Annotated in this window: 10 protein-coding genes; 2 read left to right on the forward strand and 8 right to left on the reverse strand. The window is 41.3% G+C overall.

What is annotated here, in order from left to right; genetic code table 11:
* Nucleotides 1-21 precede the first annotated feature (21 nt).
* The 5 genes from OGI71_RS09610 to OGI71_RS09630 all read right to left on the reverse strand — a co-directional run bounded on the left by OGI71_RS09610 (nucleotide 22) and on the right by OGI71_RS09630 (nucleotide 7159).
* A complete protein-coding gene (locus OGI71_RS09610; RefSeq protein ID WP_282255199.1) occupies nucleotides 22-294 on the reverse strand; it encodes a hypothetical protein in 273 nt (90 codons plus the stop codon).
* A 22-nt stretch (nucleotides 295-316) separates the two neighbouring features.
* The gene (locus OGI71_RS09615; protein ID WP_282255202.1) at nucleotides 317-1744 is read right to left on the reverse strand and encodes a TolC family protein; all 1428 of its coding nucleotides are present in this window, start codon (nucleotides 1742-1744) and stop codon (nucleotides 317-319) included.
* Nucleotides 1745-1760: 16 nt separating this feature from the next.
* The gene (locus tag OGI71_RS09620; RefSeq protein WP_282255203.1) at nucleotides 1761-4907 is read right to left on the reverse strand and encodes an efflux RND transporter permease subunit; all 3147 of its coding nucleotides are present in this window, start codon (nucleotides 4905-4907) and stop codon (nucleotides 1761-1763) included.
* A gap of 11 nt (nucleotides 4908-4918) precedes the next feature.
* The gene (locus OGI71_RS09625) at nucleotides 4919-6064 is read right to left on the reverse strand and encodes an efflux RND transporter periplasmic adaptor subunit (RefSeq protein ID WP_282255204.1); all 1146 of its coding nucleotides are present in this window, start codon (nucleotides 6062-6064) and stop codon (nucleotides 4919-4921) included.
* 195 nt (nucleotides 6065-6259) lie between these two features.
* Complete coding sequence (locus OGI71_RS09630; RefSeq protein WP_282255205.1) at nucleotides 6260-7159, reverse strand: helix-turn-helix transcriptional regulator; 900 nt, start codon at nucleotides 7157-7159, stop codon at nucleotides 6260-6262.
* Nucleotides 7160-7748: 589 nt separating this feature from the next.
* Here OGI71_RS09630 and OGI71_RS09635 point away from each other — a divergent pair.
* Nucleotides 7749-8600 carry an AraC family transcriptional regulator gene (locus OGI71_RS09635; RefSeq protein ID WP_282255206.1) on the forward strand — a complete coding sequence of 284 codons (852 nt, stop codon included), beginning with the start codon at nucleotides 7749-7751 and terminating at the stop codon, nucleotides 8598-8600.
* Nucleotides 8601-8699: 99 nt separating this feature from the next.
* Here OGI71_RS09635 and OGI71_RS09640 read toward each other — a convergent pair whose 3' ends face one another.
* The gene (locus tag OGI71_RS09640; RefSeq protein WP_282255207.1) at nucleotides 8700-9254 is read right to left on the reverse strand and encodes a cysteine hydrolase family protein; all 555 of its coding nucleotides are present in this window, start codon (nucleotides 9252-9254) and stop codon (nucleotides 8700-8702) included.
* Between the two features lie 175 nt (nucleotides 9255-9429).
* Between OGI71_RS09640 and OGI71_RS09645 the strand changes: the two genes are divergently transcribed.
* Nucleotides 9430-10209: an alpha/beta fold hydrolase gene (locus tag OGI71_RS09645; RefSeq protein WP_282255208.1), complete on the forward strand. Its 780-nt coding sequence runs from the start codon at nucleotides 9430-9432 to the stop codon at nucleotides 10207-10209.
* Between the two features lie 76 nt (nucleotides 10210-10285).
* On the opposite strand, the gene OGI71_RS09650 is transcribed toward OGI71_RS09645, so the two are convergent.
* On the reverse strand, nucleotides 10286-11584 hold the full coding sequence (locus OGI71_RS09650; RefSeq protein WP_282255209.1) for a deoxyribodipyrimidine photo-lyase: 1299 nt from the start codon (nucleotides 11582-11584) through the stop codon (nucleotides 10286-10288).
* 158 nt (nucleotides 11585-11742) lie between these two features.
* Nucleotides 11743-12801, reverse strand: a complete 1059-nt coding sequence (locus tag OGI71_RS09655; protein WP_282255210.1) for an NAD(P)-dependent alcohol dehydrogenase — start codon at nucleotides 12799-12801, stop codon at nucleotides 11743-11745.
* Nucleotides 12802-12886 lie beyond the last annotated feature (85 nt).

Here is a 12886-nt window from a genome sequence, read left to right on the forward strand (position 1 = left end):
TCAATATAAATCCTACCTTGATTACCTAGCTATTCCTAATTTTACCCCATAGCATTCAACAGCAATGCGATAAGATGAATGTACATTACAAAACAGCTGATTCAATCCCTCCAAGTGCTGCATGATGATCACTTTTTGCTTTCTTTTTTCGAGTATTAGTGCCAGATGATCTGCAAAATCCAGATCATCATCAATAAGTATAAACCGATCGGCGCTAAGCGCGGCAGCCATCTTTTCTATTTTCTCGCTGCTGTGACTTGGATTGATCAGAATCAGCATGTTTGTTGTTTTCATTTCGAGTATTAAGATCGTGAGATTAGAGCCATCCGCCTCCCAAGGCACGGTAAAGGGATGTTATGGCATTAATTTTTTGTGCTTTCACTGTAGCCTGATCCAATTCGGCCTGCAGCCTATTGGTCTGTGCGACGATCACTTCCAGATAAGTTGCCTCATTAAATTTATAAAGCAGCATTGCATTTTGAACCAGCTTGTCCGAACGCTCTACCTGCAAGTTGGATGTCTCCAGTTGTTCCCCCAGTTTATCAATCTGAATCAGTGCATCAGACACTTCACCAACGGCTTTTAACATGGTCTGTTTGAAATTCAATTCCATTTGGTCCTTTGCAATTTTTGACTGCTCCAAACGTGTCTTTAATTGTCTGCCGTTCAGAATGGGCTGTACAATTGTCCCGGTTGCAGCGGCAAACAGTGACCCCGGTAGATTGAACCAATTATTTGCTTTAAATGCATTTAACCCTCCCTGTGCAGTGATATTTAAATTTGGATACATACTTGCTCGTGCCACGTGTATCGTTGCCAGGCTCCGCCGGATATCTAATTCGCTACTGCGCAGATCCGGCCGATAGCTCAACAGGTTTGCAGGGACACCCAGTGAGAGATTTGCCGACGACTCCACCTGATCCAATCGCATGATCCTTTTTACTGGCCCCGGCACTTCCCCAACCAAAATACTTAAAGCATTTTCCTGCACCTGAATCCCAGCCTCTAAGGCTGGAATCCGTTTGGCAATCTGATCCCGTGTCACTTCCTGCTGTTGTACCGACAAGATATTTGCCATCCCCAATTCGACCTGTTTGTTAAGGATAAATAAGGTGCTATCTGCAAATGCTAAATTGCGCTGCGATATTTCCAGCTGCCGATCCAACAGCAGCAGGTTGTAGTAGCCTTGAACAACCTCAGCGACCAAACGTGTTTTGATCGCGCGGACAGCTTCCTGAGTTTTGAGAAGATCCACCAAACTCTCCTGCTTTTGTCCATTCAATTTACCCCAAATATCAGCCTCCCAAGAAATCTGAATTGAGGAGGTATAATCCATGGTATATTTTTGGCCCATAAATTGACTGGCCATCATACCGTTCATACTGTTGCCCGAAGGACGGTTAATTCCCACATTAGCAAGATTCGCATTCACAAGTGGCACATTCAGCCACTTGGATTGCTTATACCCTTCTGAAGCAAATTCAATCTGCTTTAGGGCAACTTTCAAATCATTATTTTTCTTTAATGCGCTATCCAGTAGCGCAACGAGCATCTCATCTTTAAAAAAATCACGATAGGAGATCTTCGCGATACTACTATCAGCTTCATGCTCGTCCTGATTTCGGAAATGATCAATCGGTTTAATTTCCGTTCCGGTATAGTGTGGTACACGGCAGGCATTCACCCCTATTACCGTTGTCAGAAAGACTACACTATACCAGCAATTTCTTTTTATCTGTTTCATTTTATCTGATCATTAATTAGTAGTCCCACTCGCTTTCATCCAACTCGCGTCCATTCAATCGTTCGTGGAAGTACTGAAATACCACAAAGAGTACAGGTGTAAGGAATATCCCCAATACCGTACCCACCAGCATGCCGAAAATAGCGGCATAACCAATGGAATGATTCCCCATTGCCGAAGGTCCCACGACAAAAACGAGTGGCACGATCCCCGTAATAAAAGCCAATGAAGTCATTAAAATAGGTCTTAGCCGTGCTTTTGCACCTTCTACCGCGGCAGCAATCAAACTTTTCCCCGCTTTCCGACGCTGACTCGAAAATTCTACAATCAATATCCCATTTTTTGCCAATAGCCCAATGAGCATCACCATTGCGATCTGTACATAAATATTGTTTGCTATCCCAGCCATACCAATTCCCATAAATACCCCCGAAAGTCCCACCGGAATGGACAGCAATACGGAAAATGGTAATATGTAGCTTTCATATTGAGCAGATAACAAGAAGTAAACAAATACAATACAGAGCACAAAAATGACTGTCGTTTGCGATGTCGCCGTACTTTCTTCACGACTCATGCCCTTATAATCGAAGGTATATCCTGGTGGAAGCAGCTGTTTGGCCACCTCCTGTATGGCTGACATGGCTTGCCCGGTACTATACCCCGGAGCCGGCATTACAGTAAGGTTTGACGCGTTGAATAGGTTGAACCGCTCTACAACCTCGGGTCCGGTAACAGGTTGAACCCGCACCAACGTACTGATCGGAATCATTTCTTGTCGGCTATTTTTCACGAAAACCCCTTGTAAGGACTGTTCGTTGGTTCTGGTTTCTGCCGTAGCCTGAACCAGTACGCGATAATATTTGCCAAAACGATTGAAGTCCGAAGCCTGTATACTGCCATAGTATCCCTGCATAACGCCGAGTACATCACTAACGGCTACGCCAAGCTGTGCTGCCTTCGCTTCATCTACCACTACCTCATATTGGGGGTAGGAAACATCAAATGTGGTAAAGGCCATAGCAATCTCCGGCCGCTGCATCAAAGCGCCCATCATGCCATAAGATATATTGCCTAGCTTCTGTAATTCCGCATTCGTTCGGTCCTGTAGAACCAGTTCCATTCCACTCGAATTACCAAACCCATCTACCGTAGGTGTATTTAAAACTAGAAAGTTGGCTCGCTTATCTTGTCCTAGTATCCCCTGTAACTCTCCCATAACGGCCCCAAGATTACTCACTTTGCCTCTTTCTTTTTCAGCTTTCAGGCGAATAAAGAACGTACCGGCAGCAGATGACATTGCTCCAGTGAACAGGCTTAACCCATTCACGGAGATTACTTCGCGAACAGCAGGATGAGCCATTAACTTGTTTTCAGTATCTGACATCAATACTGTTGTCCGGTCTTTTGATGTTCCAGCGGCCAAATTGGCGGTAACAATGATAAATGACTGATCCTCATCAGGGATAAAGCCTTTTGGTGTATTCATCGTGTACCAGGCAAACAATCCGCCAAACACTGCCAAAAGCGAAAATGCGATCCACTTGCGTTTGATCATGATTAGAATTGCCTTTCCATAGCGAAACGTAAGTTTATCAAAAGCGGCATTAAATCCGGTGAAAAAGCGCTCCTTGAATGTAGCCTTATGATTTTCGTCGGAATGGGCTGCATGAGATTTCAAAAGGATTGCACATAAAGCTGGGCTAAGTGTCAAGGCATTCACCGCTGAGATGACAATCGCGATAGCCAATGTCAGCGCAAATTGTTGATAAAATAAACCTGTAGAACCGTCCATAAATGCGACCGGTACAAACACAGCAGACATCACCAAGGTAATCGAAACAATAGCACCCGATATTTCCCCCATAGCTGACATCGTAGCCGCTTTGGCATTTAGTTTCCGTCGTTCCATTTTGGCGTGTACGGCCTCTACAACAACAATGGCGTCATCCACGACTATACCAATTGCGAGGACAAGGGCGAAAAGCGTCAGTATATTGATCGAAAACCCAAATATTTTCATGAAGAAAAATGTCCCTACAATTGATACAGGTACAGCAATGGCCGGAATTAAGGTAGAACGGAAATCTTGTAAAAAGATAAAGACGACGATAAATACCAAAATAAAAGCTTCAATCAAGGTTTTGATGACCTGGTCAATTGACTGATCCAGCGATTCCTTGGTTGCATAAGGTATCTTATATTCCATGGTTCCCGGGAAAGACTTTTCCAATTCTTCCATTCGCTTTTGTAATGCAATTTGCACCTCATTGGCATTCGATCCACTCATCTGAAAAATGGCCATGGTAACGGCAGGTTTCTTATTATAGTTGGATGCTACGGTATAGCTATAAGCCGCAAATTCAACCTTGGCAACATCTTTCAGTCGTAATACCGAACCATCATTTTGGGCCCTGATAACAATATTTTCGTATTGCTGAGGTTCGGTGAATTTCCCTTTATAACGCATCACATATTCCTTTACCTCGGTACTCTGTTCACCGAACCGACCGGGAGCGGCTTCCAGGTTTTGGGACTGTATGGCACGTGATACATCACCAGGTGTCAAGTTATATGTATTGAGTTTGCTGGGGTCCAACCATACACGCATCGCGTAATCTTTATTGCCATATACCATCGCGTCCCCTACTCCTTTGATACGCTTAAGTTCGGGTACTACGTTGATCTTACTGTAGTTTTCCAGGAAAAGGTCATCCATTGTACCATCTTTGCTGGTTAAGGTGACCATCGCGATCATACTATTTTGACGTTTTAAGGTCGTGATCCCGCTTTGAATAACTTCTGCAGGCAACTGGTTGGTAACCTGGGCTACGCGGTTCTGGACATTGATGGCGGCTTGATCCGGATCTGTTCCCAATTTGAAGATTACGGTAATATTTAATGTTCCATCATTACTTGCTGTCGATGAAATATAATCCATATTCTCGACACCATTGATAGCATTTTCAATGGGTGGTGCGACTGACCGTGCAATTGTTTCGGCATTTGCTCCCGGATACACAGCTGTCACCATAACAGTAGGTGGTGCAATATCCGGAAATTTGGTAATGGGTAAGCTGAGCATACCGACCACACCAAGAATGACCAATAAGACAGAAATCACGGTGGCCAATACTGGTCGTTTAATTATTTTTTTTAACATGAATTGCTGTTTTATTTTTTGTTTTGAGTTTGCTTTTGCGCAACAACCGGCATTCCGGGCTGCAAGCGTTCGAATCCTTGAGCGATATAACGGTCACCCTGTTTTAATCCTTCGCGAATGATAAAATTATCTTCAGATTTCCCGGAAATAGCTACAGGTATCTGTACGACTTTATTTTCCTTATCGACAGCATAGGCAAAGACCTTGTCTTGGTAGGACACTGTCGATGCAATAGGTAATAAGGGCATTTCTTTCAATTGTTGATACATCACAATTTTGCCTGTATTACCACTTCGCAGCTCTGCGCGAGGGTTATCAAATTTTGCACGCAAAGTAATGGAGCCCGTATTTTTATTGAACTGACCTTCAACGGCATCTATTCTCCCTTTGGTATGATACTCCTGTCCATCCGAGAGTAACAGTGCAACGGGTGCTGCATTTTTCAATTTCTCCGCAACCGTATTTCCTGTATGTTCGCGCTGAAATCGCACAAAATCGTTCTCACTCAAGCTAAAATAGGCATACACTTGATGGTTATCAGAAACAACTGTAATGGCATCTTGATTTGAGGCAGACAGCAAACTTCCCAAGCGGTAGTTGAAGCGTCCGATATACCCATTCACTGGTGACTTGATGACTGAAAAATCCAGATTGATCTGTGCGGAGGCAATAGCTGATCTCGCTTGCGCTACAGATGCTTTTGCGGCTGCATAACTTGCTTGAGCTTCCTGCATCTGAATATCGGAAACGATACGGTTTTTGGTCAGCTCAGTTTTTCGATCCAGCTCAATTTTGGCGGTCAATAAATTCGATTCGGCAACAGACAAGGCCGCCCGCGCATTGGTTAACTGCTCCTGAAAGATCCGATCTTCAATTTTAAATAGAGCCTGTCCGGCACGGACGTAGTCCCCTTCATCCACAAATATCTTTTGGAGATAACCGGTCACCTGTGGTCGTATTTCTATATTGGACACGCCTTCTATGGCACTTGCATACTCATTTCGGATCGTTGCATCGCCTGTTGTTACAGTGCCGAAAAGGACCTCTGCAGGCCCTTGCTGATATCCACCATCCTGTTGTTTACCTGTACAACTGGATAACAATACCAGCGCAATAAACAAGTTCGTGGCGCGCTTTTTAACAACGTTTTGCTTCATAATGGATTTTGCTTTTATTTTTATGTGTAGCAAAAGTCCAAAAAAACCGATGTCTGAATTCGGCGCAAAGACGCCAAAATTTGTTTAAAAGACGCCAAAAGCATATAAACCTGATGCCAAAAATAAAGGTGCTTTTCCTGTTATAGATAGGAAAAGCACCTTCATCTGAGCAAAGATTGAAATGATAAAAATGACCTAGAAAAGGTCATCCATTTTGTAGTCACTGGGATTTCTTTCAGTATGTTTTTTGAAGAACTTGCTGAAGACGGTTTGATCTGAAAAGTTCAGCAAACAGGCCACCTGATTAACGTTATTCGCCGAATTCTTTAAGAGAATCTTTGCTTCAATAAGTAGGATCTGGTTGATAATCTCTTTGGGTGTACGCAACATCGCTTTCTTAACAACCTTCGTGAGATATTTTCTACTGACAAATAGGCGATCGGCGTAAAACTGAACATCGTGATGTTCGACATAATATTCCCGTACAAGCGCAAAAAAAGCGCTTGTAATCTCTTCTTCACGGGAAGAAAAACTGGCCTGCTGCCGAAAATTTTTGGAATAATTTTCGATATCATACATCAATAAGGAAAAGTAATGCCAGATCATCTCATTACTATAATAGACCGGATTCTTAAAATCGTTGAGATAAGCAAGTTCTTTTATATAAAATGCCAATCGTTTGTAGAGGTGTTGCTCACCACGAATAATATAAGAGGGGTTATTGGAAAAGTTCTTTAACATATCATTTGAGCGATAATTAAAGCCGGCATCTGATAGCATATCTATGGAAAAGAAAATTTGCTTTTGCTTGATATCCGCGGAAAAGTAAATGATTTTGAACACCTCCTGTGGGACACAAAAAAGAATGTCACCTTTTTGAAGCTCATACTCAAAGTCCCCCACCCGATAATAGGAAATACCCTCCTCTGCCAGCAGCACTCCAAAAAAAGAAGCACGATAATGGCAATTGCGCTGTATTTGCATATTGTCACTTGTAGACTCTAGCACCATGTATTCCTTGCTACGCTGTGGAAACAGCAGCTCACGCGTCATATCCTCCATTTTTAAAGAAATGACGTACTCCTTTTTTTTCATTATGTTGCGTTGACCTTAAAATAACTTCTATTGAAGCAATCAAAAATAGTCGATTAACAAGTGTAAAAAATCATATCACAGTCCTGATTTGGAATTTGACAAAAAAGAAATAAAAGATTTGTTCAATAGCATCGCGCCCAACAAGCGCTGCTTTCAGCATCTTTCAGAAGTATACCAGATGCTAAATTGAAGACTATAAAAAATATAAGGGGCCTCTCTTGACGAGAAAACCCCCAAATAATATATTTTAATATGGCTATTCAATCTTTCCTATATCAATCAAATAGTTCCTTTTTTAAGGAGAAGAAATGTAATGTAACTTTTAATATGTATTCAAGTGGGATGAATGTCAATATTTAAGTTTTGCCTATTTGATTATGACATAAAGGTAAATCAATTCTTTAAATAAAAAAGTGACGAAAATCACATTTCACATAAAACTCTAAATTATTTTAAAAAATATTTTTATCCGAACTGTTAAATGAATGATAAGGAATCCAATTGCTCCATTATGTTGATGCAAGATTGTACATATAGCTCTATATTTAGCTTTAAGATTAGTACTTTTGACTGATAAAGTATACTGCTATTGAGAACGATAAAATTCCATAAAGGTGAATGCGGTGTTGAATTTCTATTAAACGTACTAAATCAACAAGAAACGGACTATACCCATCGCGAGACCTATCATAAAGACTTTTTTGAAATTTTGTTTTTCAAAAAGGCTAAAGGGCGTTTGCGATTGGGGCAGGAAGTCATCGAATTAACGGACAACAACATTATCTTTATTTCTGCCTTTCAGAAGCATACCTGGGAACTGGACCCCACCAATCTTGAATTCACCACATTGATTTTTCAGGAAGATTTTCTCAATGAGTTTTTCGCAGATAAGCTTTTTACGTATCGACTGCTGTATTTCTATCAGTTGCACCATACGGTAAAAATAGCTGTAGATGATGTACATCTATCTAAATTTTACACACTGCTTGCGGAAATAAAATCAGAACTTATTCAGACAGAGGCAGACAGTGCACATATTATCCGCTCTTTGCTCTATTATTTGCTACAGACCTTGAATCGAAAATATGCTCGGTTGAATGGACTTTCTTTGCAAAAACCTGAGAATAATTTTGCTTATCAGTTCAGGATGCTACTCGAACAGCATATTCAACAGAAACAACGGATCAACGAATATACGGTACTGATGGGCATTAGTCGCATCACACTGAATCATGCCGTTAAAGCACAGTTCAATACCACAGCAACACAATTGCTCAAACAGCGATTATTATTTGAAGTGCAGGAGTTACTGATACATTCAGACAAATCTATCAGTGAAATTGCTTTTGAACTGAATTTTTCCGAAGCTAACCACCTGATGCGTTTTTTTAAGGCGCAGACAGGTAAGACCATCAGTGCATTTATCCAAGAATTACGGTAAAAGGCCTATTACTGGTTGTCCCTAACCGGTTACCCCTGTAATTACAAAAAAAGCTGACAGTGTATAACAACATTGTTATACACTGCCAGCTTAGATCATTTAGTTTTGTGCGAGGTAGATTTCTGTCATCTGAATCTGCGCATAGAAGAATTCCAATGCTGCAAGAAAAGCATGATGCACATCGTCAGCTTTCACCGTAACACCGTTAATTTCTAGGTCACGTGTTGCACAGGCATCCCCTATTACTGTACATGAGAAGCCAAAATCAACCGCAGCCCGCGTCGTGGCATCTATACACATATGCGTCATCATGCCAACAACAACAAGTTCAGTAATTTGATTGGCTTTCAGATAATCAAAAAGTTCGGTTTCCCTAAAACTATTTGGAAAGTGTTTTTGGATCACTTTCTCTCCCAATAGTGGTTTAACGTTGGGATGGATATCAGCAGCAACCGTACCCGCTATAAAAAATGGCATTTTCGTTGGATCGGGAGAAATATGCTGAATATGTATAATCGGTGCTTTTATTTCTCTAAAATGGCCAATTATTTTTCCGGCATTTACGCTTGCGGCAATTGGATTTACAAGTTCCATTCCGCCATTTTCAAAATATTCATTTTGAATGTCTATGACAATTAACGCTGTAGTATTCATTTGTTATCTATTATTATGTTTTCGTTACTACAAAATTAGCTTGTCAACCACGGAAGCCACTACCAAATAAATCATCGACCCTACCATTTTGATAAGAAGGGATGTTTTAGCTATCTTAGCCATCGAGAATGGCCTTTGTAAAGCCACTTCAATTCGTTTAAAGGAGAGAAATATCGTGAAAGAATTACTACACAGCAAAATATACGGCGCAGAAAATGGTGGGACACCGCTTGTTGTTCTGCATGGCCTTTTTGGTATGGCGGACAACTGGGGATCTTTTGGCCGTAGCTTTGGAGAAAAAAGACAGATACATTTACTTGACCTGCGCAATCATGGTCGAAGTTTTCACAGTGACGGCATGTCCGTTGAGGAAATGGTTGAAGACTTGGGCGCATATATTGCTTCAATCGGTGCAGAAAAAGTCTTATTATTGGGCCATTCTCTCGGCGGTAAAGTTGCCATGCAATTTGCCATTGAGCATCCGGAACAGGTTGAAAAATTGATTATTGCGGATATAGCTCCCAAGGCTTATCCACCACATCATGAAGATATTTTTAACGCTCTTTGTGCGGTTGATATCAATAGTATGGACAACCGAAAAGATGTACAGACAAAACTCGAAAGCTACCTTGATGATCCTGGAGTAATTCAATTTTTGTTAAAAAACGTCTTTATTAAAGAAGACCGTAAATTGGGTTGGCGTTTCAACCTGGATGTTCTACAGCGGAAATATGCAGATTTCATTACAATAGGTGTAAAAGCTGGAATTTATGCTGGCCCTGCCCTTTTTCTAGCAGGCGAAAAATCGCGCTACATTCTTCCTGAAGATAAAGTCAAAATCAAGGAGCAATTTCCAGATGTCAGCTTTGAAACAATACCAAATGCGGGACACTGGGTACAAGCTGAAAACCCACAAGCATTCGACGCTTTTGTTGCTGCTTTTTTGGATCAATAAAAAATCCACTATTAGATAGACCAATCCCATCTAAGCCGATCAGATATGGTGGGATTGATCTATCCTAATTCATCGTTTACTTCAATGCTGCTGCATAAGTTTTTAGCGCACGTTCTCTAGCGATCGGATGTGCTATAATAGGTTCGGGATAATCTATTGTCCCAAGTTCGGGAATCCATTGTCTACTATATTCTTGTTTTTTATCAAATTTTTCGGCCTGAATGATTGGGTTAAACACCCTAAAATATGGAGCGGCATCGCAACCACTCCCTGCTGCCCATTGCCAGTTCCCGTTATTCGCAGATAAATCATAATCATTGAGCTTTTGCGCAAAATAGGCCTCTCCCCATCGCCAATCAATCAATAAATGCTTGCATAGAAAACTAGCAGCAACCATACGTACACGATTATGCATACAACCGGTACTGTTCAATTGCCGCATACCCGCATCGACCAAAGGGTAACCTGTTTTTCCTTGACACCAGCGTTCAAAATCCGTTTCATCGTTGCGCCACAGGATATCGTCGTATTTCTTTTTAAAGGATTCGTTGACCACATTTGGAAAATGAAATAAGATCTGCATAAAAAACTCCCGCCAGATCAATTCAGACAGCCAGACCTCATTATGCTGTTTTGCAAAAGCAACACAGCGACGAATACTAATTGTTCCGAAACGAAGCGCAATACCCAAGTTGGTCGTTCCTTGTAAGGCAGGATAATCACGATACCTATCGTAGGTATTAATAATAGCTGCATTCAGATGTGGCGGTTCAAAAGTCAAATCCGTCTTTTTAAACCCTATTTTTTCCAAGGGAATTATCGGCGCGTACGTCTGCCGAAAAAAATGCCCCTCTATTTGATCTGTGGATTGATAATCTTCTACCGTTAATTTCTCCCGCCATCTTTTTGCATAAGGTGTATAAACGGTGTAGGGTGTACCATCATTTTTCAATAGTTCATGTTTATCAAAAATAACCTGATCTTTTACAGCATTAAATGGAATTCCAGCAGCATTGAAAAATTCAACGATCGTTCGATCCCGTCGGATCGCTTTAGGTTCGTAATCGCTATTACAATAGACTTCCTGAATATTGTATTGCTCATGCAATGCTTTAAAAATTGCCAAAGGACTACCATGAAAGGTCGTTAAAGTAGCCCCATATTCCCTTAATTTTTTATTTATTCCATCAAGAGCCTGATGGATATAATCTACACGTCGGTCCAACTTATCTTCCAATCGGCCTAAAATATCTTCATCGAATATAAATATCGGCAACACAGGAAACCCCTTCCCCAATGCCTGAGATAATCCTACATTGTCTTCCAAACGAAGGTCCCGACGGAACCAAAACACCACAACTTTACTTTTCTCCATAAAAATAGAGGTAACTCGATCAACTACCGGCGAGCCCCATCTGTTTAATTTGATAACAAAAAAATAAATCCAAAAAAAACGCTGATTGATCGGACAAAGCTAAGCCTATACTAGACTGGGAAGCATTTTTTCTTGGTTTAGCTTTGTCCCAGCTGACTTTAATTGTTTTTTAAACTATCCATATCGATAACAAAACGATATTTCACATCGCTCTTTAACAATCTGTCGTAAGCCAGATTGATATCCTGCATACGTATTAATTCTATATCTGAAGTGATATTATGCTTTCCGCAGAAATCCAGCATTTCTTGCGTTTCGGCAATACCGCCGATCATCGATCCGGAGAAACTTTTACGTGTAGGGATTAAGCTAAATGGAGCTACTGGCAGTGGATGTTCAGGAGCACCGACAAGTGTCAGTGAGCCGTCGCGTTTCAATAGGCTCAAGTAGGCGTTGATATCGTGTTGCGCGGAGACACAATCCAAAATAAAATGCAAAGTACCAGCATTCTTTTTCATCTGTTCCTGATCGGTAGACAAGATGACTTCATCCGCACCCAGGCGTTTGGCATCTTCTACTTTACTTGCAGAAGTTGTGATCACGACGACATGCGCGCCCATTGCTTTGGCTATTTTCACGCCCATATGTCCCAAACCACCAATGCCCACGATGCCTACTTTTTGTCCGGGACCAACCTTCCAATGCCGTAATGGCGAATATGTTGTGATACCTGCACAAAGTAGAGGCGCAGTCGCTGCTAAATCCAAGTTTTCGGGAATATGTAATACAAAATCCTGATCCACCACGACACGCTCCGAATATCCGCCAAAGGTCTGTTTGTCCAAATGCTTATCATGGCCATTGTATGTTTGGATATTTCCATTCTCACAATATTGCTCCAATCCCTCTTTACAACTCTCACATTCACGACAACTGTCAACCATGCAGCCAACACCGGCAAGATCGCCAACTTTAAATTTCGTCACATTGGATCCTACTTGTGTAATCCGTCCCACGATCTCATGACCAGGAACATTGGGGTAAATTGTTCCACCCCATTCATTACGTGCCGTATGTAAGTCAGAGTGACAAACGCCACAGTATAGAATATCAATTTCTACATCTTTTGCCGTGACCGCACGACGTTGTACCTCCAGTTGTTTTAAGTCTGCCGTCGGGGCCTCGGTTCCGAAAGCTTTTATTGAAAATGTACTCATATTAAAATAAATGATCTATGATGAATTGTTTCGTTAAAAATAACCCTTGGTAATCAAAAAAGTTTAGTTTAGAACAGTAATGTTT

Source organism: Sphingobacterium sp. ML3W (assembly GCF_029542085.1).
Lineage (GTDB): Bacteria > Bacteroidota > Bacteroidia > Sphingobacteriales > Sphingobacteriaceae > Sphingobacterium.

Bases quoted from the DNA above. Each gene is read 5' to 3' on its own strand.
- OGI71_RS09655 (WP_282255210.1), bottom strand. From the start codon at position 12,801: ATGAGTACATTTTCAATAAAAGCTTTCGGAACCGAGGCCCCGACGGCA.
- OGI71_RS09610 (WP_282255199.1), bottom strand. From the start codon at position 294: ATGAAAACAACAAACATGCTGATTCTGATCAATCCAAGTCACAGCAGC.
- OGI71_RS09615 (WP_282255202.1), bottom strand. From the start codon at position 1,744: ATGAAACAGATAAAAAGAAATTGCTGGTATAGTGTAGTCTTTCTGACA.
- OGI71_RS09625 (WP_282255204.1), bottom strand. From the start codon at position 6,064: ATGAAGCAAAACGTTGTTAAAAAGCGCGCCACGAACTTGTTTATTGCG.
- OGI71_RS09620 (WP_282255203.1), bottom strand. From the start codon at position 4,907: ATGTTAAAAAAAATAATTAAACGACCAGTATTGGCCACCGTGATTTCT.
- OGI71_RS09650 (WP_282255209.1), bottom strand. From the start codon at position 11,584: ATGGAGAAAAGTAAAGTTGTGGTGTTTTGGTTCCGTCGGGACCTTCGT.
- OGI71_RS09630 (WP_282255205.1), bottom strand. From the start codon at position 7,159: ATGAAAAAAAAGGAGTACGTCATTTCTTTAAAAATGGAGGATATGACG.
- OGI71_RS09640 (WP_282255207.1), bottom strand. From the start codon at position 9,254: ATGAATACTACAGCGTTAATTGTCATAGACATTCAAAATGAATATTTT.